The sequence below is a fragment of the Autumnicola musiva genome (genome assembly GCF_031846585.1).
In the GTDB taxonomy this organism is placed as follows: domain Bacteria; phylum Bacteroidota; class Bacteroidia; order Flavobacteriales; family Flavobacteriaceae; genus Autumnicola; species Autumnicola musiva.
The window spans coordinates 25,460-46,868 of the sequence record NZ_JAVRHK010000020.1 but is presented as its reverse complement, the minus strand read 5'-3'; the positions used below and the strand labels follow the sequence as shown (position 1 = coordinate 46,868).

The 21,409-nt window shown below is 39.9% G+C and carries 18 protein-coding genes; 1 reads left to right on the top strand and 17 read right to left on the bottom strand.

The window, feature by feature from the left end; translation table 11 throughout:
- Positions 1 to 3 precede the first annotated feature (3 nt).
- A complete protein-coding gene (gene leuB, locus RM539_RS17550) occupies positions 4 to 1,119 on the top strand; it encodes a 3-isopropylmalate dehydrogenase (RefSeq protein WP_311504726.1) in 1,116 nt (371 codons plus the stop codon).
- 269 nt (positions 1,120 to 1,388) lie between these two features.
- Here leuB and argH read toward each other — a convergent pair whose 3' ends face one another.
- The 17 genes from argH to pxpB form a co-directional block, all read right to left on the bottom strand.
- Positions 1,389 to 2,666: an argininosuccinate lyase gene (gene argH / locus RM539_RS17545; RefSeq protein ID WP_311504725.1), complete on the bottom strand. Its 1,278-nt coding sequence runs from the start codon at positions 2,664 to 2,666 to the stop codon at positions 1,389 to 1,391.
- Positions 2,667 to 2,724: 58 nt separating this feature from the next.
- Entirely contained in the window at positions 2,725 to 3,795 is a 1,071-nt protein-coding gene (locus tag RM539_RS17540) for a M20 family metallo-hydrolase (protein WP_311504724.1), read from the bottom strand.
- 1 nt (position 3,796) lies between these two features.
- A complete protein-coding gene (gene argB, locus RM539_RS17535; protein WP_311504723.1) occupies positions 3,797 to 4,576 on the bottom strand; it encodes an acetylglutamate kinase in 780 nt (259 codons plus the stop codon).
- Between the two features lie 27 nt (positions 4,577 to 4,603).
- Positions 4,604 to 5,545 carry an N-acetylornithine carbamoyltransferase gene (locus RM539_RS17530; protein ID WP_311504722.1) on the bottom strand — a complete coding sequence of 314 codons (942 nt, stop codon included), beginning with the start codon at positions 5,543 to 5,545 and terminating at the stop codon, positions 4,604 to 4,606.
- A gap of 104 nt (positions 5,546 to 5,649) precedes the next feature.
- Positions 5,650 to 6,777: an aspartate aminotransferase family protein gene (locus RM539_RS17525; RefSeq protein ID WP_311504721.1), complete on the bottom strand. Its 1,128-nt coding sequence runs from the start codon at positions 6,775 to 6,777 to the stop codon at positions 5,650 to 5,652.
- Positions 6,778 to 6,779: 2 nt separating this feature from the next.
- Positions 6,780 to 7,574, bottom strand: a complete 795-nt coding sequence (gene proC, locus RM539_RS17520) for a pyrroline-5-carboxylate reductase (RefSeq protein ID WP_311504720.1) — start codon at positions 7,572 to 7,574, stop codon at positions 6,780 to 6,782.
- Positions 7,575 to 7,690: 116 nt separating this feature from the next.
- The gene (argC, locus tag RM539_RS17515) at positions 7,691 to 8,656 is read right to left on the bottom strand and encodes an N-acetyl-gamma-glutamyl-phosphate reductase (protein ID WP_311504719.1); all 966 of its coding nucleotides are present in this window, start codon (positions 8,654 to 8,656) and stop codon (positions 7,691 to 7,693) included.
- Positions 8,653 to 9,840: an argininosuccinate synthase gene (locus RM539_RS17510; protein ID WP_311504718.1), complete on the bottom strand. Its 1,188-nt coding sequence runs from the start codon at positions 9,838 to 9,840 to the stop codon at positions 8,653 to 8,655. Before RM539_RS17510 ends, argC begins: the two co-directional genes overlap by 4 nt.
- A gap of 99 nt (positions 9,841 to 9,939) precedes the next feature.
- Entirely contained in the window at positions 9,940 to 10,569 is a 630-nt protein-coding gene (locus RM539_RS17505; protein ID WP_311504717.1) for a GNAT family N-acetyltransferase, read from the bottom strand.
- Positions 10,570 to 10,897: 328 nt separating this feature from the next.
- The gene (gene ilvA, locus RM539_RS17500) at positions 10,898 to 12,172 is read right to left on the bottom strand and encodes a threonine ammonia-lyase IlvA (protein WP_311504716.1); all 1,275 of its coding nucleotides are present in this window, start codon (positions 12,170 to 12,172) and stop codon (positions 10,898 to 10,900) included.
- A complete protein-coding gene (gene ilvC / locus RM539_RS17495) occupies positions 12,172 to 13,647 on the bottom strand; it encodes a ketol-acid reductoisomerase (protein ID WP_311504715.1) in 1,476 nt (491 codons plus the stop codon). Before ilvC ends, ilvA begins: the two co-directional genes overlap by 1 nt.
- A complete protein-coding gene (gene ilvN, locus RM539_RS17490; RefSeq protein WP_311504714.1) occupies positions 13,644 to 14,183 on the bottom strand; it encodes an acetolactate synthase small subunit in 540 nt (179 codons plus the stop codon). Before ilvN ends, ilvC begins: the two co-directional genes overlap by 4 nt.
- Entirely contained in the window at positions 14,183 to 15,916 is a 1,734-nt protein-coding gene (gene ilvB, locus RM539_RS17485) for a biosynthetic-type acetolactate synthase large subunit (RefSeq protein ID WP_311504713.1), read from the bottom strand. The genes ilvN and ilvB overlap by 1 nt, the downstream gene beginning before the upstream one ends.
- A gap of 11 nt (positions 15,917 to 15,927) precedes the next feature.
- Complete coding sequence (ilvD, locus tag RM539_RS17480; protein WP_311504712.1) at positions 15,928 to 17,601, bottom strand: dihydroxy-acid dehydratase; 1,674 nt, start codon at positions 17,599 to 17,601, stop codon at positions 15,928 to 15,930.
- A gap of 542 nt (positions 17,602 to 18,143) precedes the next feature.
- Positions 18,144 to 19,667 carry a bifunctional GNAT family N-acetyltransferase/carbon-nitrogen hydrolase family protein gene (locus tag RM539_RS17475; RefSeq protein WP_311504711.1) on the bottom strand — a complete coding sequence of 508 codons (1,524 nt, stop codon included), beginning with the start codon at positions 19,665 to 19,667 and terminating at the stop codon, positions 18,144 to 18,146.
- 147 nt (positions 19,668 to 19,814) lie between these two features.
- Positions 19,815 to 20,684 (bottom strand): 5-oxoprolinase subunit C family protein, encoded by an 870-nt coding sequence (locus RM539_RS17470; protein ID WP_311504710.1) that lies wholly within the window; start codon positions 20,682 to 20,684, stop codon positions 19,815 to 19,817.
- Positions 20,674 to 21,408, bottom strand: coding sequence for a 5-oxoprolinase subunit PxpB (pxpB, locus tag RM539_RS17465; protein ID WP_311504709.1), 735 nt, complete (start codon positions 21,406 to 21,408; stop codon positions 20,674 to 20,676). Before pxpB ends, RM539_RS17470 begins: the two co-directional genes overlap by 11 nt.
- Position 21,409: the final 1 nt, after the last annotated feature.

Sequence of the window (21,409 nt, the reverse complement as noted above, 5' to 3'; positions counted from 1 at the left end):
AGAATGAAACTACATATAGCAGTATTACCAGGAGATGGCATTGGCCCTGAAATTACGCAGCAATCAGTAAAAGTTCTTAAAGCTGTTGCCGATCGTTTTGATCATGATTTTTATTTTAAAAATGCCGTGGTTGGAGCCGCTGCCATAGATTCTGTTGGAGACCCTTTACCTGAAGCTACCCTGGATCTTTGCAAGAATTCTGATGCGGTACTTTTTGGGGCAATAGGTCATCCAAAATTTGACAATAATCCCGATTCCAAAGTAAGGCCTGAACAGGGTTTATTAAGGCTAAGGAAAGGCCTTGGCCTCTTTGCCAATATCCGGCCGGTGAATACATATGAAAAACTTCTGGATAAGTCCCCTTTGAAACGGGATCGCATTGCCGGAGCCGATTTAATAATATACCGGGAGCTTACCGGCGGAATTTATTTTGGAGATAAGAGCACCGCTGAAGACGGAAAGAGCGCTACAGATACCTGCACGTATTCCGTAGAAGAAATTGAACGTATTGCCCATCTGGCTTTTAAAGCTGCCCAGCAACGTCGTAAAAAACTTACCCTTGTAGATAAAGCCAACGTGCTGGAAACTTCCCGGTTATGGCGTAAAACCGTTAAAGAAGTAGCCCGCGCTTATGATGATGTGGAACTTGATTTTCTTTTTGTGGATAATGCGGCTATGCAAATGATCCTTAACCCCACTCAATTTGATGTAATACTTACGGAAAACATGTTCGGGGATATCATATCTGATGAGGCCAGTGTTATTGGAGGCAGTATAGGCTTACTGGCTTCAGCATCTGTTGGGGAAGAGAGTGCTATGTTTGAACCTATTCATGGTTCCTACCCTCAGGCAACCGGGAAAGGAATAGCCAATCCCGTTGCTTCCATTCTTTCAGCTGCCATGTTGCTGGATCATTTTAACCTTACTAAAGAAGCAGAAGTAGTACGTAAGGCGGTTGAAATTAGTATTCAAATGAATGTATGTACACAGGATTTAAATAGCGATAACCACTACTCCACCGCTAAGGTTGGAGACTTCCTTGAGGGAATTATTAGTGATCCTGATAACAGTAACATCAACAATGAAAATTTGAATTTTGGACAAATGACTATAATCTAATCAACTTTTTTATTTGATTTTTTTGCACCTCTCGCTTCTTGTGTGGTTTTGGCGGGAGGTTTTTTGTTTTTAAATGTATTCAGATACCAGATATAGAAGTTCGCTAAACGCAATAATAAATCGCCACATAAAACCAGGCAATCAGGCCTGAGCCAGAGTTATCAAAGTTATTCTTTAAATATGCCGATTATACTGAAATAATTCTGCCTGCCTGCCTTATCGGCAAGATATATTCAGCATGAGAATAAGCTTTTATACAGACAGCTGCCTTAAACCTTTTCTTTCTTTTTCCTTATTTCATCAAGTGCCAGGTTATCCTTACTCCCCAGGTGAGTATGTTTTTTCCCGGCAGCAGGTTGATAACTGCCATTTTGCACCTGCCCCCCTATTTCCTTATAAGCTTCCCTGAAAGACTGCCCCTGCATTACCAGATCGTTGATGCTGTCTACCGTAAACAGGTATTTATATTTTTCATCGTCCAGGTTTACGTCTTTTACATTTATAAGTGAAATAGAATGAATGAAAATATCCAGAATTTCCTTAATATTTTCTACGGAATAAATACTGTTTTCTTTGATTAGCTGAAAATCCCTGTGGTAGCCGCTGGGCAAATTATTAGTAATTAAAATCATCTCATTCGCAATACTCTGAAGTTTGTTGCATTTGCCCCTGATAAGTTCAAACACATCAGGATTTTTCTTGTGTGGCATAATGCTGGACCCTGTGGTGAGTTCATCAGGAAAAGTGATAAAATCAAAATTCTGACTCATATAAAGGCATATATCCATCGCGAAGCGGGAAAGCGTATTTGCTACAGAAGAAATGTTTGAAGTTACCGTTCTTTCACATTTTCCACGGCTCATTTGCGCGGCAACAACATTGTATTTTAATGCTGAAAAACCTAATTCCCTGGTTGTGTAATCCCTGTCTATTGGAAATGAGGAACCATATCCCGCGGCAGAACCCAATGGATTTTGATCTACAACTTTCAGCCCGGCCTCCATTAAATAAAGGTCATCAATAAGCAATTCAGCATAAGCTGAAAACCATAATCCAAAAGAGGAAGGCATTGCCACCTGAAGGTGTGTATAACCGGGCAGCAATTTTTCCTGATGTTCTTGGGCAAGGCCTAAAAGCACATCGATCAGCTCTTTTGTTTTAGCGGAAATCTGCTGCAAATTGTCCTTGAAATAAAGCTGCATTGCCACCAAAACCTGATCATTCCTGGAGCGGGCAGTATGGATTTTCTTTCCGGTATCTCCTAAAGCTTTGGTGAGCTCAAACTCAATTTTAGAATGAACGTCTTCAAATTCCTCTTCAATATTAAAATTGCCATTTTCAAGCTGCTGCCTTAATTTCTTCAGTTCCGCTTCAATTGCAGTGACTTCTTCCGCTTCAAGAATTCCAATCTTACCAAGCATTTTAGCATGAGCAAGGGAAGCAGTAAGATCATATTCGGCTAAAAATACATCCAGTTCCCTATCATTTCCAACCGTAAATTTTTCAATCTTTTTATCTATTGAAATGCCTTTATCCCAGAGTTTCATATTGTATGTTCACCAGAAACTTCACAGGTTTTAAAAACCTGTGAAGTTTGATTAATAATTATTTCTTTAGTGCCTTTTCAAGCAGTTTTACGTATTTTTCAATCCCTTCTTCCACTTCTTTAACATAAATAAATTCATCTGCGGAATGTGACCTGGTGGAATCCCCAGGCCCCAGTTTTAAGGAAGGACATTTCAGCATCGCCTGGTCAGAAAGTGTGGGAGATCCGTATGTTTCCATTCCCAAAGCAACTCCGGCCTTTACCAAATCATGATCCTGCGGGATGGAAGACGAATTTAGCCTTAAAGAGCGAGGAGTAATTTCATCTACGGGAGCTTTTTTATGCAGAATTTCAGCAATTTCGGCATTACTGTAGCGATCATTCACCCGTACATCAATTACAAGATCTACATTACCCGGCACCACGTTATGCTGATTACCGGCATTAATTTGAGTAACGGTGAGTTTTACTTCTCCCAGGGCTTCCGATTCTTCCGAAAAGCTGAAATTTTCAAACCATTGCAAAACTTTGGCAGTTTTATAAATAGCATTATTGTCGTTAGGATGCGCTGCGTGGGAAGGCGTTCCTTTTACCACGGCATCAAAAACCACCAGGCCTTTTTCCGCAATTGCAAGGTTCATCAGCGTAGGTTCACCTACAATAGCTACATCAATATTCGGCATTTTTGACAACAGACTGGAAATTCCGTTTTTCCCATTGGTTTCCTCTTCCGCAGAACCGGCGAAAATAATATTGTATTCAAGATCTTCCGCAGCATAAAAATAAGTGAAAGTAGCCAGTAAAGATACAAGGCAACCACCCGCATCATTACTCCCGAGTCCATATAATTTTCCGTCCTCAATTTCAGCTTTAAAAGGATCGCGGGTATAACCGGAATTTGGTTTTACTGTATCATGATGGGAATTGAGCAACAATGTCGGCTTTGTCTTATCGAATTTCTTATTGGAGGCCCAGACATTGTTCAGGTGCCGGTAAAAAGGGATATTTTTCTTCTTAAACCAGTTTTCCAATAGTTCGGCTGTACCTTTTTCTTCTCCTGAAAAGGATTGGGTTTCAATTAGATTTTTAAGCAGGTCCAGGGCTTCTTGCTGTAAATTGCCAATTTTCATATTACTTTACGATTTTGGTATGTATAGCATTTTTCTTGAGCAGATTAGAATCGCCCAGAAAAATTTTACTCACTCCATTGTTCAGGGCTTCAAAGCAATTTTGAAGTTTGGGCAGCATTCCTTCACTTATTATCCCCCTGTTTAACAATTGCCGGTAAAGCTGCTCGTCAATATCTTCAATTACTGACTCATCGTTCTCCACATCGGTTAGCACTCCTTTCTTTTCAAAGCAATAAAAAAGTTCAACGTCATAAATTCCGGCCATGGCTTTTGCGATTTCCGCCGCAACCGAATCACCATTGGTATTAAGCAATTCTCCCCGGCCATCATAGGAAATTGCGGAAAATACCGGCGTGATATTTTGCTGCAATGTGGAAGAAATAAAACCTGTGTTTACTCTTTCTATATCTCCTACAAATCCAAAATCAACCTCCTTAATCTCACGTCTTTTAGAAATAATGGTACCGGCATCGGCACCGCAAAGCCCCAGAGCATTTGTGCCTATAGCCTGCAGTTTTGCTATAATATTTTTATTGATAAGCCCGCCATAAACCATAGTGATCACTTTCATGGAATTAGCATCGGTAATCCTGCGACCGTCTACCATTTTTGTCTCATAACCTAACTTTTCTGCCAGTTTTGTAGCCATTGTACCGCCGCCATGCACTAAAATTTTTGGAAATGGCAATGCGCAGAAATCCTTCAAAAATTCCCTGAGCTTATTTTCATCTTCAATGAGCTTACCACCTATTTTTACAACTTTCAGTATCTGTTTTTCCATCTTGTATTTTTGCCCCCTGATAAATTTTTATTTCTTCAATAAGCTTTTAAGCACTGCCTGTGCCGCAAAAGTCCGGTTATTCGCCTGATGAATAACTACAGAATTATAGCTGTCCAGAACCTCGTCTGCAATTACCACATTTCTTCTTACCGGTAAACAATGCATTACTTTCGCATTATTTGTCGCCTTTAACTTTTCTCCTGTTAGTGTCCAGTTCTCTTCTACCTTAGGTGATTGCCCGTATTGCTGGTAACTGCTCCAGTTTTTCACATACACAAAATCGGCATCTTTTAAAGCCTCTTGCTGGTTATGAACTATTGAAACTTCTTTGGTAATATTTGGATTCAAATCGTAAGCTTCAGGGTTGGTAATTACAAAATCAACATTGGATTTTTGCATGATTTCTGCGAAGGAATTGGGTACTGACTGTGGTAAAGCTTTTGGATGTGGCGCCCAGGTAAGCACTACTTTAGGTCTTTTGGATTTCTTTAATTCTGAAATGGTAATAGCATCTGTAAGTGCCTGCAGCGGATGTCCCGTTGCACTTTCAAGATTAACCACAGGAACTGAAGCATATTTCGTAAAATTATTGATTACCAGCTCGGCTTCATCTTTTTCCCTTTCCTTTAACTCGGGAAAGGCCCGTACGGCAATAATATCACAATATTGGGAAAGCACAGCCGCTGCTTCCTTTATATGTTCCGCTTTATTGGAATCCATTACCGCTCCGTCTTCAAATTCCAGCGCCCAACCATCTTTATCGGCATTCATTACCATCACTTCCATTCCCAATAACTTCGCAGCTTTCTCTGTACTTAATCGTGTACGTAAACTGGGATTAAAAAACAACATTCCAAGAGTTTTACCTTTTCCTAAACCGGCTGCTGAATTCTCTTTTTTTAGCTGAATGGCTTCTTTAATTAATTCTTCCAGGTTCTCTATGTCAGATAAAGTGATATAATTGTTCATTATTCTAATCTTCTTTACGTTTCCTGCAAGGTCTTCAAGCCCTTGCAGGTTTATTTTCTTATCTTCCTTTTAGCCCTACAAGGTTTTATAAACCTTGCAGGAATTTATTTCAATGCGGTTTTCAAAGCTCTAAAAAACACATCAAAATGTTCTTTTTTGATATTCAGCGGAGGCAAAATTCTGAGCAACTTTTTATTTGAAGCCGCACCGGTAAAAACCTGATGTTTAAACAGCAGATCCTTCCGAAGCTGGGCAATTTCAAAATCGAATTCCAGCCCAATCATTAAACCTCTTCCTTTTACTTTTTTTATCTGCGGAATTTTAGCCGCTTCTTCCTTCACATAATCAAATAAACTTTTGGCATTTTTAAGCAGCTGCTCTTTTTTAATAATATCAAGAACTGAAATTCCTGCAGCGCATGCCAGATGATTTCCACCGAAAGTGGTGCCTAAAAGTCCAAATTTCGCCTCAATTTTATTATCGATAAGAATCCCGCCAACGGGAAAACCGTTACCCATTCCTTTTGCGATGGAAATTATATCGGGCCGGATTTCATGCTTCTGAAAAGCAAAAAAATCACCGGTACGGCCGTAACCTGACTGAACTTCATCTGCAATTAGAAGAGCACCATATTTTTTACACAATTCCGAAGCTTTCTGGTAAAATTCATTGTTGGCTTCATCCAAACCGCCAACTCCTTGGATTACTTCAAAGATGACCGCTGCGATATCTTTGTTCTTCAGCGTATTTTCTAAAGCTTCAGTATCATCAAAAGCTAATTTTACTACCTGGTGCCCCTTATTAAATGTGGATTTAATACTTTCATTATCGGTAACGGCCACCACTCCGGAAGTCCTTCCATGGAAGGACTTTTCAAAATAAACCACCTTTTCTTTTCCGGTATGAAAAGAAGCGAGTTTTAGAGCATTTTCATTGGCTTCAGCTCCGGAATTGCACAAAAACAAACTGTAATCTTTCACTCCGGAAACTTTCCCCAACTTTTCCGCAAGTTCCTGCTGCAATGGATTTTTAACCGAATTGGAATAAAATCCCAGCTTCTTCACCTGGTCATTGATGGCTTTTACATACGCCGGGTGGGAATGGCCTATAGAAATCACTGCGTGGCCGCCATATAAATCCAGGTATTTGTTATTCTCTTCATCAAAAACATAAGCGCCCTCACCTCTCATAGGAGTAATATCGTAAAGAGGGTAAACATCAAATAATTTCATAGTTACTGTTCTGAAATATTATTTATTTTTTTAAATGAAGCCTGAATCCCTTTGATAAGTGACGAACTTAGACCATTATGTTCCATTTCATTTAATCCTTCAATGGTACAGCCGCGGGGCGTGGTAACTTTATCAATTTCTTCTTCGGGATGATTTCCGGATTCTATTAAAAGACTTGCCGCTCCCAGGCAGGTTTGCATTGAAAGCTCATGAGCGTCTTTTGCATCAAATCCCAGTTGTACTGCTCCCTGAGTAGTTGCACGAATTAAACGCATCCAAAAGGCAATTCCGCTGGCGCAAATTACCGTGGCGGCCTGCATTTTATTTTCAGGAATAATAATACTGCTTCCCAGGCGGTTGAAAATAGCCTCGGCAATGGCAATTCTTTTCCTGCCTTTTTCATTGCTGCAAAGGCAGGTCATGGATTTTCCAACCGCTATAGCTGTATTTGGCATGGAACGCACAATAAAATGCTCTTCGCCTACAATAGCTTCCATCCTGGGAATTTTAAACCCGGTTACCGTGGAAATCAGTACGTGCTTATCGGTTAGTTCGTCTTTAATTTCTTCAAGAATCCTCTCCAGTTGCGTGGGTTGTACAGAAAAAATAAGAATATCAGAATTTCTCACCGCCTCGAGATTATCTGTGGTAACCGTTACTTTTGAATATTCTTCATAATCCTTTATGTCCTCTACCTTTCTTTTACTAAGGTAGAGCGTGGTAAAAGCATTGCTAAAGATCAATCCCTTTGCAATAGAAATCCCCAGGTTTCCGGCTCCCAAAATGGCTATTTTCATATCTGTATTTTAAATTTTAAATGATGAATTTCTATTAACTGAAACTTTTCAATCTTCCCAAGTTTTAACCTCTAACTTCCAAATTCGTACTTCTTACTTCCTTTCTCTTTTCACTCTTAAAAATAATTTGCCTTTAAGTTTAATCCAGCAGTTTCCTCAAAGCCAAACATTAAATTCATATTTTGAACTGCCTGTCCTGAAGCCCCTTTCAACAGATTATCAATGATACTGGTTATTAAGAGCTTATTGCCGAATTTTTGCAATTTCAGCAAACATTTATTGGTGTTTACCACCTGTTTTAGATGAAGCTGATCCTCTACCACAAAGGTAAAAGCGGCATCTTTATAGGTTTCCCGATAGAGCTCTTTTGATTCTTCCAGGCTTCCTGAAAATTTGGTATATGCAGTGGCGTGGATTCCACGGGAAAAATTTCCCCTGTTCGGAATGAAATTAACTTCAGTAGAAAAATCCGGTTGAAGCAGTTTAAGACTCTGCCCTATTTCATTTAAATGCTGATGTTCAAAAGCCTTATAAGCTGAAAAATTATTATCCCGCCAGGTGAAATGAGTGGTTTCAGAAAGAGAGGTTCCCGCTCCCGTTGCACCTGTAACGGCGTTGATGTGCAATTCATCTTTCAACAGGTTTGCATTTGCCAGCGGCAAAATAGCCAAGCTAATGGCCGTGGCGAAACAACCCGGATTAGCGATAAAATTTGCCTTTTTTATGGCTTCTTTTTTGAATTCCGGCAGGCCGTATACAAAAGAATGTTCTTTAGTAGCCATTCGGTAATCGGTGCTCAGATCAACTATTTTTGTCTTTTCTGAAAATTGATTTTCAGAAAGAAATTTTACCGAATTTCCATGCCCCAGGCAAAGGAAAACAACATCAATTTCTTTATTTATCTCTCCGCTAAACTGTAAATCTGTTTCACCCACAAGATCCTGGTGCACTGCTGCAACAGGCTTTCCCGGTTGTGAGGTGCTGTAAACAAAATTGATGTTTACCTCCGGATGCCTTAACAAAATCCTGATAAGCTCCCCTGCCGTGTAACCGGCACCTCCAATAATTCCGGCTTCGATCATTGTTCCTGTTTTACGTGTTGATAAATCTTTCCGGCATTGGAAAGAATTTTAATAAATCCTTTGGCGTCATCTGCCGTCCAGGCTTTATTTTCTTCGCCATATTTTCCGAAGCTGCTGTTCATTAAATCATTTCTAGATCTGATTCCGTCTAAAGTAAACCGGTAAGGATGAAGTGTCACAAAAACCTCCCCGGTAACCTGTTCCTGGGAATTCTGCAGAAAAGCTTCTAGATCCCGCATTACCGGATCCAGATATTGGCCTTCATGAAGATGCGTCCCATACCAGTTAGCCATATAATCCTTATGCTGAAGCTGCCATTTGCTTAGCGTATGTTTTTCCAGTAAATGATGTGCTTTTATGGTAATCAATGCTGCCGAAGCCTCGAAACCAACCCTTCCTTTAATTCCAATAATGGTATCACCAACATGAATATCCCTTCCAATAGCGTATTTTGAAGCAAGGCTTTCCAGAATTTCAATATTCTTTTCCGGCATATTTTCCTTTCCATTTACACCTGTTAATTCTCCTTTTGTAAAATGAAGGCTGATTTGTTTAGGCTCTTTTTCCTGCAATTGCGAAGGATATGCTTCTTCCGGAAGTGGATTCTCAGAAGTCAAAGTTTCTGAACCACCTACGCTGGTACCCCAAAGGCCCTTATTCACGGAATATTTAGCTTTTTCCCAGTTCATATCTACTCCGTTAGCCTGCAGATATTCTATTTCTTGCTGCCTGGTTAACTGCTTATCCCGAATTGGGGTGATAATGTTAATTTTAGGAGCTATTGTTTGAAAAATCATATCAAACCTTACCTGGTCATTTCCTGCGCCGGTGCTGCCGTGGGCGATATATTCTGCTCCAATTTCTTTAGCATAACTCACAATTTCAATCGCCTGCACAATACGTTCTGCACTTACGGAAAGTGGATACGTGTCGTTCTTTAACACATTGCCGAAAATGAGAAATTTCACCACCTTATCATAAAAGGAAGCCACGGCATCAATATTTTTATAGGTTTTCGCTCCTATCTTTTGGGCATTGGAACCTATTTTTTCAATTTCTTCCTGAGAAAATCCACCGGTATTTACGCTAACCGCATGAACTTCAAAGTTTTCTTCTTTTGATAAATATTTTGCACAGTAAGAAGTATCCAAACCTCCACTGTATGCTATCACTACTTTTTTCATTTCAAATACTTTTTCGTCACAAATGCACGAATAATTTTTACTTATTATGTTCCCCTCCTTTTTCCTTTTTCGATGAGGGGTGGCCGTAGGCCGGGGTGGTTAGTTTTCACTTTTCTCTTTTTTATAAAAAAGCGTCTGCTTTATGTTTTTCAACCTTTTAAAAGCTTTGTCATTAAGGCTGTCTTCTTTCTCTTCAGGTTTTTTCTTCTTTTCAGGATCGTACATCATCCCGGTACAAAGACACATCTTACGTTCTGTCCTTGTGAGTATATCGTAGTTCTTACAGGTCTGGCAGCCTTTCCAGAAGCTTTCATCATCGGTAAGTTCCGAGAAAGTAACTGGCTGATATCCCAGTTCATAATTAATCTTCATCACAGCCAGTCCGGTTGTAATTCCGAAGATTTTTGCAGCGGGATATTTTTCACGGGAATATTTAAAGATTACTTCTTTTATATCCTTGGCAAGTCCCTGGTTTCTGTAATCAGGATGTACAATGAGACCAGAATTGGCCACAAATTTTTCGTGGCTCCAGGTTTCGATATAGCAAAAGCCGGCAAAATTATCTCCATCCAGTGCAATTACCGCATTCCCTTTTTCCATTTTACTAATCACATATTCGGGTGTGCGGCGTGCAATACCTGTTCCGCGAACTTTGGCCGATTCTTCTATAGTGGTACAAATGATCTCTGCGTAAGAAGCATGAGATTTATTAGCAATGATAATCTTCATATGCTAAGAAATTAAGTTGAAAAAATTAATTCGATTTGTTTTCTGAAGGGGAACCGGACTCACCTAAGTTCCATAAATAGATACACGCACTTACGTGCGGGGGAAAAAGCGGCGCATGGGAGATAGTTCAGAAAGAATCCTGAAATATGTAGTTGTTAATATGTCGCTTAGTTTTTTCAATGTAGATGATTTCAATAATATTACAATAATGTGTGGAAGTTATCGCTTACCTGCGGATCCGCGGACAGCGGCGAAAATCTGGTAATATTATGTTTCTCTTTGAAATCATATTATAAATGTACATTAAATTTTATACCCACAAAATTCTTCAGACTAAAAATTGAAATAAATTTGGTTTGTCATTCAAATATTCCCCATAAAAATTCTTTTTCTTCATTCTCTCTACCAGCGGTTCAAAATCTGCCGGATCACTCAGTTCTATTCCCACCACGGCTGGACCATTTTCCCGGTGGTGTTTCTTGGAGTATTCAAAATGGGTAATATCGTCATGTGGTCCTAAAACCTTCGCGACAAATTCTTTTAAAGCACCGGCTCTTTGGGGGAAGCTTATTATAAAATAATGTTTAAGCCCGCGGTACAGCAAGGCTCGCTCTTTAATTTCAGCAGTCCGCGTAATATCATTGTTACTCCCGCTTACAATACATACCACATTTTTGCCCTTAATCTCTTCAGCAAAATAATCTAAAGCGCAAATAGACATTGCCCCGGCAGGCTCCACCACAATCGCATCCTGATTATAAAGGTCAAGAATTGTCTGGCATATCTTCCCTTCTGGAACAGTTACCATTTTACTTAAATTTTCCTTACAGATAGCAAAATTCCGTGTTCCCACCTTTTGCACTGCGGCTCCATCTACAAAACGTTCAATTTGTGAAAGCTCCACCACTTTTCCTTCCCTTAGGGAAGAAGTCATGGATGCCGCACCTTCCGGTTCCACACCAATAATTTTAGTGTCAGGCGAAAGTTCCTTAAAGACTGAAGAAATCCCGGCTAAAAGTCCGCCGCCACCCAAAGGTGCAAATACATAATCTATAGGTGCATCTGCCTGTTCCAGGATTTCCAGAGCGATGGTTGCCTGGCCTTCAATCACTTTTTCATCATCAAAAGGATGTATAAACACCTGGCCCAATTTCGTTCCGTGTTTCAAGGCATTTTTATAGGAGTCATCAAATGTATCCCCTTTAAGAATAACCTCCACCCATTCTCCACCGAACATCTGGGTTTGCTCCACTTTTTGACGCGGAGTGGTAATGGGCATATAGATGACGCCTTTCGCCTGCAACTTATTACAGGCGAAGGCCACACCTTGTGCATGATTCCCAGCACTGGCGCAAATTACTCCTTTGTCCAGCTGGTCCTGCGGCAAACTTGAAATCTTGTTATAAGCCCCACGAATTTTATAAGAACGCACCTGCTGTAAGTCCTCCCTTTTCAGCAAAACACGGGCGTCATATCTATTGGTGTAGGTAAAAGAATCTGCAAGAGGAGTCCTCACCACCACTTTAGCAATTCTTTCAGCGGCATCTTTAACCGCTTCCAGCCGGGGTTTATATCTTTTCTCGTCTGCCAGCAAAGTCTCCATTATGCGTATATTTTCTTCATTGCGGTCATAGCTTTTCTCAGCACTCCCCCTACTTCTTCAACCGGGTGATTTCTGATAGCGTCATTAACCGCTATTAATTCCTGATTATCCACTCCTGTATAATCGGTTCCGTAAGATTTCCCCGCCACTTCAGCTTCAAGGCTATTTACATAATCCTTAATTAGCGGTTTAGCGGAATGATCAAAAAGGTAACAGCCATATTCTGCTGTATCTGAAATAATCCGGTTCATCTCATATAATTTCTTTCTCGCAATGGTATTGGCAATTAGCGGCGTTTCATGCAGCGATTCATAATAAGCAGATTCTGCAATTATTCCGGCTTCCACCATAGTTTCAAAAGCAAGTTCCACACCCGATTTTACAAAAGCAATTAATAAAACTCCTTTATCAAAGTATTCCTGTTCATTGATTTCTTCTGAAGTAGCTTCAGTTTGTTCAAAAGCAGTATTTTCTGTAGCAGCACGCCATTCCAATAGTTCCTTGTCATCATTTGCCCAGTCTTCCATCATCCGGCTACTGAAGGCTCCTGAAATAATATCATCCATATGCTTCTGGAAAAGCGGGCGCATTTGTTGTTTCAGATCTTCAGAAATTTCATTTGCTCTTATTTTGGCAGGATTGGAAAGCCGGTCCATCATATTGGTAATTCCGCCATGCTTTAAAGCTTCCGTAATTGTTTCCCAGCCAAACTGAATAAGTTTTGCCGCGTATGAAGGTTTAATCCCATCGGCCACCATTTTATCAAACGTAAGGATGGATCCTGTTTGAAGCACTCCACATAAAATGGTTTGCTCTCCCATGAGATCTGATTTTACTTCCGCTACAAATGAAGAAGCCAAAACTCCGGCTTTATGTCCGCCGGTTGCCACGGCATAAGCTTTTGCCCATTCAAAACCAATCCCCTGCGGGTCATTTTCAGGATGTACGGCAATAAGGGTTGGCACACCAAATCCTCTTTTATATTCTTCCCTTACTTCGGAACCGGGAGATTTTGGGGCCACCATAATTACGGTGATATCGTCCCTTACCTGCATTCCTTCTTCCACAATATTAAAACCATGGGAATAGGAAAGTACAGCGTCCTTTTTGATATGAGGCAAAATGGCATTTACCACAGAAGTATGCTGCTTATCCGGAGTAAGGTTTATTACCAGATCAGCCTGCGGAATCATTTCTTCATAGGTACCGACTTTAAAATTGTTTTCGGTTGCGTTTTTCCAGGACTGGCGTTTTTCTTTTATCGCACCTTCACGAAGGGCATAGGAAATATCGAGACCACTGTCCCTCATATTTAACCCTTGATTTAGTCCCTGGGCTCCGCTGCCCACAATAACTATTTTTTTATTTTTTAATGCAGCCACCCCGTCGCTGAATTCATCCAGTGCCATAAACCGGCAGGTTCCCAGCTGGGCTAATTGTTCACGTAAAGAAAGGCTGTTAAAATAGTTCGTCATGATATTGAATTTGTTGTATTAAATTTTTCTAATATTCCTGATATTGGCATTTCGTTTTTGGTTACCGCGATTGTACCCGATCTAACAAACTGCATCAATCCGTATGGTTTTAAAACCTCATACAGATGGTCTACTTCATGACGTTTACCGGTTTTTTCAATTACAAAGAATTCTCTGGTAACCGTAACAATCCTTGCATTGGTCTCTTTGATGAAATCCTGGATATTATGATCGTCCAGAAAATCTTCCGATTTAATCTTATAAAGAGCGGTTTCCTGAAAAATAGTTTCCTTATCGGTATGATAAAAAGCTTTAATCACTTCTATCTGTTTTTCGATCTGGCCCACTATTTTCTTTATCTGCTCTTCAGTTACATTCACAATAATAATAAAGCGCATTACATCGTTCACCTCGCTTGGGGAAGCGGTAATACTCTCTATATTAATATGTCTCTTCAGGAAAATTGCGGCAATTCTGCTCAATAATCCCAGATTGTTTTCCGTATAGATAGAAACGGTATAGGTTTTATTTTCCATTACTCTAATAATATTTCTGAAACTGCTGCTCCCGTTGGTATCATTGGGAATACATTTTCTTCCTGTTCAACTTTTACTTCAAGGAAATAGGCTTCTTCCGATTCCATCATTTCCTTAACCGCATCCTTTAACTGTGCCCGCTCGGTCACCTGATTAGCTTTTATATGATAACCTTTAGCTATGGTTACAAAGTCAGGATTTGTCATTTCTGTAGAGGCATATCTCCTGTCAAAAAACAATTGTTGCCATTGCCTTACCATTCCTAAAAATCCGTTGTTCAAAACCACAATTTTCACCGGAACCTTTGTCTGAAAGATCGTGCCCAGCTCCTGAATGGTCATCTGGTAACCACCATCCCCAATAATGGCCACAACATCCCGTTTTGGCGCGCCCATTTTGGCTCCTATTGCTGCCGGAAGGGCAAAACCCATAGTTCCCAGCCCACCGGAAGTAACATTGCTCCTGGTCTGATTAAATTTGGAATAACGACAGGCAACCATCTGGTGCTGTCCCACATCAGAAACAATTACGGCATCTCCATTGGAGCATTTATTAATTTCATCCATTACCTCGGCCATCCCAATTTTTCCACGTTCGGCATTTAGATCATTTTTGATGATCTTATCGAACTCTATATTGTAATGATCTTTAAAATTCTGATGCCATGCTTCGTGCTTATTGGGCTTCAGCAGTTCAAGCAAAAGCTTCAGAGTTTCTTTTACATTGCCCAAAACAGGAATATCAGCATGTACATTTTTATTAACCTCTGCCGGGTCTATTTCAAAATGAATCACTTTAGCCTGCCTGGCATAATGTTCCAGATTTCCGGTTACCCGGTCATCAAACCGCATCCCTATTGCGATTAGCACATCACACTCATTGGTAAGCATATTAGGACCATAATTGCCATGCATCCCAACCATTCCCACATTTAGCGGATGTTTGGTAGGCAGAGCGGAAAGCCCAAGAATGGTCCATGCCGCCGGAATTCCGGCTTTTTCCACTACTTCTTTCAGTAAAGATTCGGCACCACCAAGAATAACGCCCTGCCCCCAAACAATCATAGGTTTTTTGGCATTGTTAATAGCTTCGGCAGCCCTTTCCACGTCCAGAAGGTTTACTTCCGGAAAAGGTTTGTAGCTCCTTATCCCCGAACATTTTTTATAGCTAAAATCCAGTGAAGCGAATTGCGCATCTTTGGTAATATCAACCAATACGGGGCCGGGCCGGCCTGATCTTGCTATATAAAATGCTTTTGCCAGCACTTCAGGAATTTCTTCAGCTCTTGTTACCTGATAATTCCATTTAGTGATAGGGGTAGAAATTCCCACAATATCGGTCTCCTGGAATGCGTCACTTCCCAGCAGATGTGAACCAACCTGGCCGGTAATACAAACCATAGGAGTGGAATCTATCTGCGCATCGGCAATACCGGTGACAAGATTGGTAGCTCCCGGACCGGAAGTAGCCACAGCGACGCCCACCTTCCCGCTTACCCGTGCATAACCCTGGGCAGCATGCGTGGCGCCCTGCTCATGGCGGGTAAGGACGTGATGGAGCTTATCCTGATATTTGTACAATTCATCATAAACGGGCATAATCGCACCGCCGGGATATCCATAAATGGTATCCACTCCTTCTTCCAACAGGCATTTTATTACCGCTTCGGCACCAGAGACTTTAGTTGTTGCCTCAGTGGTCCTTCTTTCGAAACTTGCTGTTTTTACTTCCATAATTCACCGTATTAAAATTCATCGGTCACACAGCCCTGTGAAGCCGAAGAAACCGTTCTCGCGTATTTATAAAGCACTCCTTTTTTAAATTTTAAGGCTGGAGCCTCCCAGTTTTTCTTTCTTTCTGCAATTTCTTCTTCTGAAAGTGCCACTTCAATTTTGTTTGTTTCCGCATTAATGGTGATTTCATCACCATCTCTAATGAATGCTATTAATCCACCTTCCTGGGCCTCAGGAGTAATATGCCCTACCACGAATCCATGGGTTCCTCCGGAAAATCTCCCATCGGTAATAAGCGCCACATCTTTTCCTAATTTCGCACCCATAATAGCCGCGGTAGGTTTCAGCATTTCGGGCATTCCCGGACCGCCCTTTGGACCTTCATAACGAATTACCACAACATCTCCTTTTTTTACTTTCCCTTCGGAAATTCCATCATTTGCATCATATTCACTATTAAATACTCTTGCTTTTCCGGTAAACTGAAGGCCTTCTTTTCCCGTGATCTTTGCCACGGAACCTTCTTCAGCTAAATTCCCGTACAGAATGCGGATATGGCCTGTTTTCTTGATTGGATTATCCAATGGCCTTATCACATCCTGACCGGCATCCAAATCTGGTAATTCCGCTAAATTTTCAGCTAAAGTTTTACCGGTAACCGTAAGACAGTCCCCATGCAACATGTCATTTTTCAGCATATATTTTAAAACTGCAGGAATTCCACCTACTCTGTGAACGTCTTCCATAGCATATTTTCCACTCGGCTTTAAATCTGCCAGAAATGGAGTGCTGTCACATATTCTTTCAAAATCGGTTAAACTGAATTCAACTTCCGCAGCTTTGGCTATGGCAAGAAAGTGCAGCACCGCATTGGTAGAACCACCAAGAACCGTTAACACCCTAATGGCATTTTCAATGGATCTTTTATTTACAATGTCACGAGGTTTAATATCTTTTTCAACCAGAAGCCGCATTGCTTTTCCTGCAGCGATACTTTCTGCACGTTTTTCTTCTCCCACCGCGGGATTGGAAGAATTGTACGGCAAAGACATTCCCAATGCTTCAATTGCTGAAGCCATTGTATTTGCGGTGTACATTCCACCGCAGGCACCTGCACCCGGGCAGGCTTTCTCTATTACACTGTCGTAATCTTCATCACTTATGTCTCCTGAAACTTTAGAGCCCCAGGCTTCAAAAACTGAAACCACGTCCAGCTTTTTCCCCTTATGGCATCCTGAAGCTATAGTCCCACCATACACTAAAATCGCAGGCCGGTTAATACGTAACATCGCCATAAGTGCTCCGGGCATATTTTTATCACATCCAACTACGGTTACCATTCCATCATAAGACATGGCGTTTACCACAGTTTCCATAGAATCTGCTATAATATCTCGGGAAGGAAGGGAGTAACGCATTCCAGGTGTCCCCATGGAAATTCCGTCACTTACGCCAATAGTATTAAAAATAAGGCCAACGAGTTCGCTCTCATTACAGCCCTGTTTTACCAGTTTGGCCAAATCGTTAAGGTGCATATTACACGGATTCCCTTCATATCCGGTACTGGCAACTCCAATAAAAGGTTTATTAAAATCTTCTTTTGTTAATCCTATTGCATGCAACATCGCCTGGGCAGCTGGTTGTGAATCGCTTTGTGTTAATACCTGACTATACTTATTGTTCATTCTATATTAATTCTCTTATAAAAATTAAAGTTAACAGCTTGGGAATAGTTAGCCTCTTCCTGAAAACACAGGAAATTACTTTCAAAAAAACACATATATCAACAATAATCTGATTTACAGATAGTTAATTTGAGTTTTGTTACGATAGCTGGAAAAAATGGAACAGAAGAAGACTTACGAAATCGGAAATATTATATCTTAAAATTTCGTTCATAATACATGATACTTTATCTAAAATTCTTAAGTCTTATGATTTATAATAGGATATTAACACACAATACCCTAAAATTTATAATTTTCAATAAAATTAATATTCAGGTAAAGACAGGCACTGCCGCACCGATCTTCTATCGTTCAATTTTTCTTTTTATTAAAGATTTTATTCTATCCGAACGGGAATAGGAATGGATGAACTTAAAAAGAACAGGCAGGATTACATCGAAAAAGATAATGTGGTGAAAATGTAACTGCAAGAATAGAGAGAGGGCTGAAAAATTATTTATTTTCAGCCCTCTATGCTCATTGCTGTTTTCTACTGGAGATTATTTTTTCTTCTTCAGGGAATAAAGATCTTTTCTCCTGTCTTTCATATTTCTCACACTTCCAAAGTTATGCAGTTCCTTCAACAAATCCAGGTCTACATCAACCAGCAATGTACTTTCTGTATTTGGAGTTGCTTCCGCCTTAATTCCATTTACGGGAAAAGCAAAATCTGAAGGGGTTAAAACTGCACTCTGAGCATACTGGATATCCATATTGTTCACTTTAGGAAGATTTCCAACCGAACCGGCAATTGCCACATAACATTCATTCTCCACAGCACGGGATTGGGCGCAAATCTTTACCCGGGAATACCCGTTTTGGGTATCGGTCATAAAAGGAACAAAAAGAATATTCATGCCTTCTTCTGCCAGGATACGGGATACTTCAGGAAACTCTATATCATAACAAATCAACACCCCAATTTTACCACAATCGGTATCAAAAGTTTCAAGTTTGTTTCCCCCTTTCATTCCCCAGGCAGATTCTTCGGCGGGAGTAATGTGCAGCTTCTCATAACGTTCGTAACTCCCGTCCCTTCGGCAAAGGTACCCCACGTTGTACATATGCTCCCCAATTACCTGCGGCATACTTCCGGTAATAATATTGATATTGTAATTTATGGCAAATTCCCTGAAGGTCTCCAGTAAGCGCTCTGTATATCCCGAAAGACCCCGTATAGCTTCCGGTTCTGACAGATCATTAAATTGTGCCATAAGCGGCGCGTTAAACAATTCAGGAAAAAGTATAAAGTCACTCTGATAGTTACTTACGGCATCCACAAAAAATTCTATTTGTGACACCAAAGCCTCATAATCTTTAAACAGGCGCATCTGCCATTGCACCAAGCCAAGCCTTACTACTGTTTTTGTGGTATTTACCAGCTTTTGAGGTTTGGAGTAGTAAATATTATTCCACTCCATGAGGGTGGCGAATTCCTTACTTTCATGGTCTCCCGGTAAATAACCTTTGATAACCTTTTTTACATGAAAATCATTGGAAAGCTGAAAAGAAAGCACAGGATCATGAATTTCCTGCAGCTTCACCTTATCAATATATTTTTTTGGAGTTAATTCATTAGCATATTTGGAATAATTAGGAATACGACCGCCAAAAACAATTGCCTTTAAATTAAGATGCTCGCATAATTCTTTTCGTACTTCGTACAGCCTTCTTCCCAGACGCATACCCCGAAATTCAGGATGTATAAAAACATCTATTCCATAAAGAACATTTCCGTTTTTGGTATGCGTGGAGAAATTTTCGCCGCCCAGGATTTCTTCGTAAGTATGATTATCGTCAAACTGATCATAATCCACAATTATGGAGAGGGCACAACCGGCAATCCTATTATCAATAACAATACAAAGCTGACCTTCGGGAAATTTATTTATTAATGTTTTAATGTCCCCCTTAGACCAGTATTCGTTAGGCATCGCCTGATAACTTTTGATCATGGATATCTTTAACTCTTCATAATCTTTTACACGAAGATTTCGTAATTCTATTTTTGCTGAATCAATCACTTTTCTTTTTCATTATTTTGAGCAAAGATACTGCCTAATTGGTTAAGTTAGTAATAAGGGATACTGTGGTTGAAAAATATTTTCATATGCACATTGTCATATACAATTATCAAATTTTCACCTTTATTTGCTGATGCGGCATTTCTTTCAGTTGTTTTTATAATGGCGAAATTTGAAAGTTACTCTGTCCCCCATAACTTTTTGTGCAATAGTATTGATTCCATCTTCACTTAACTGAAGAATCCTGGGATATCCACCGGTGGTCTGAGCGTCTCTCATGAGCACCATCATTTTCCCTGAAGGCGTTAGCTGAATTGTTCCCGGTAACACGGGGCCGGTAATTATGGCGGTTAGGTCATTAACCAACGGTTCAGCAAGCTGAATGGCCATCCGGTTATTATTTTTACCAATGGTATATTCAGTTTTTTCCAACAGCAGCTTTTGCGCATCACATAGTTCATCATATTCAGGGCCGGGATAAACCTCAACTTCACCAGATTTCATATAATCCAAAAAAGACTTTACACTGGTAAAAGTTTCTTTCTTTTCATTTTCGTTTACTTCAAAAGGTAATCTAGCACCTTTCTCAAGTTTTTGAAAAGAACTTATTCCTTCATACCAGCTTCTGCTCTGAAAAATTTTTTCGGTTCTAAAACCACCTTTTATTGCCACGTAGGCGCGGCAACCAAGTTTTCTCCTTCCGAAGGACAGTATTTCTCCGCCGTTCATTTTTATTACTGAATCTTGCTCCACCACTACACCATCTACTTCCGGAGATAAATTTGCTCCTGAAATAACAATTTTTGCAGCTTCATGGAATTTTAATTTTGGCCCCAGTTGTGTAATTTCCAGAACGGAATCTTCAGGTTTATTTCTTAATATAAGATTTGCCTTTTTTACAGCATAAGAATCCATAACCCCACTTTGAGGAATACCAAATTTTTGAAATCCCTTTCTTCCAAAATCCTGAATTGTTGAAAATAATCCCGGTTGTAAAACTTCAATTTCACCCAACATATTTTTCAGCTTTTAATTCAAATTCCCCTTTACTTACTTCTTCTGAAATTTTTTCAAATTCCTCTTCGGAAACCGGATAAAATTTAACCTTATCCCCGGCAGAAATTTCACATGGCGGAAGCTTATTTTTATCAAAAACAGGCACCGGACAATTACCAATTATCTGCCACCCTCCCGGACTGGATTTTGGATAAATTCCGGTTTGATTTTCCCCAATGCCAACCGCTCCTTTTTCTATCTTCATTCTGGGTTCATTTTTACGTGGGAAATGAAGTTTTTTATCCAGATCTCCCAGGTATAAAAATCCGGGTAAAAAACCTATAAAATAAACCGGATACACCACCGTGGAATGCAATCTAATAATTTCACTGATTTCCATATTTTTTTCATCGGAAATCAATTGAAGATCAACGCCAAATTTTGCACTATAACAAACCGGAAGCCTGTAAAGTTTGGCTTCAAAATTTTTGACTACATTAGCTCCCTTAATTAACTTTTCAATAACCAAAACTTCTCCATAGACATCCTCTATATTAACAATGTAATTAATTAATAACGAGTTATATGTATTAGTTACTTCAATCTTTACTTCACTATAATATTTTTCAATTTCTTTCTTATAAAATAAAATTTTTTCCAGTAAATTTTCACTGATTTCCGGCTCAAATTCAATAAGAATTGCCCGCTCACCCATAGGTTTTATCCGCGGAAAATCTTCTTTCATA

Coding starts and splice junctions, on each gene's coding strand:
- RM539_RS17530 (WP_311504722.1), bottom strand. CDS start 5,545: ATGAACAATTATATCACTTTATCTGACATAGAGAACCTGGAAGAATTA.
- argB (WP_311504723.1), bottom strand. CDS start 4,576: ATGGAAAAACAGATACTGAAAGTTGTAAAAATAGGTGGTAAGCTCATT.
- ilvB (WP_311504713.1), bottom strand. CDS start 15,916: ATGGAAGTAAAAACAGCAAGTTTCGAAAGAAGGACCACTGAGGCAACA.
- RM539_RS17510 (WP_311504718.1), bottom strand. CDS start 9,840: ATGAAAAAAGTAGTGATAGCATACAGTGGAGGTTTGGATACTTCTTAC.
- RM539_RS17470 (WP_311504710.1), bottom strand. CDS start 20,684: ATGTTGGGTGAAATTGAAGTTTTACAACCGGGATTATTTTCAACAATT.
- pxpB (WP_311504709.1), bottom strand. CDS start 21,408: ATGAAAGAAGATTTTCCGCGGATAAAACCTATGGGTGAGCGGGCAATT.
- ilvD (WP_311504712.1), bottom strand. CDS start 17,601: ATGAACAATAAGTATAGTCAGGTATTAACACAAAGCGATTCACAACCA.
- RM539_RS17505 (WP_311504717.1), bottom strand. CDS start 10,569: ATGAAGATTATCATTGCTAATAAATCTCATGCTTCTTACGCAGAGATC.
- proC (WP_311504720.1), bottom strand. CDS start 7,574: ATGAAAATAGCCATTTTGGGAGCCGGAAACCTGGGGATTTCTATTGCA.
- ilvC (WP_311504715.1), bottom strand. CDS start 13,647: ATGACGAACTATTTTAACAGCCTTTCTTTACGTGAACAATTAGCCCAG.
- ilvA (WP_311504716.1), bottom strand. CDS start 12,172: ATGGAGACTTTGCTGGCAGACGAGAAAAGATATAAACCCCGGCTGGAA.
- ilvN (WP_311504714.1), bottom strand. CDS start 14,183: ATGGAAAATAAAACCTATACCGTTTCTATCTATACGGAAAACAATCTG.
- RM539_RS17525 (WP_311504721.1), bottom strand. CDS start 6,777: ATGAAATTATTTGATGTTTACCCTCTTTACGATATTACTCCTATGAGA.
- RM539_RS17540 (WP_311504724.1), bottom strand. CDS start 3,795: ATGAAAATTGGCAATTTACAGCAAGAAGCCCTGGACCTGCTTAAAAAT.
- leuB (WP_311504726.1), top strand. CDS start 4: ATGAAACTACATATAGCAGTATTACCAGGAGATGGCATTGGCCCTGAA.
- argC (WP_311504719.1), bottom strand. CDS start 8,656: ATGATCGAAGCCGGAATTATTGGAGGTGCCGGTTACACGGCAGGGGAG.
- argH (WP_311504725.1), bottom strand. CDS start 2,666: ATGAAACTCTGGGATAAAGGCATTTCAATAGATAAAAAGATTGAAAAA.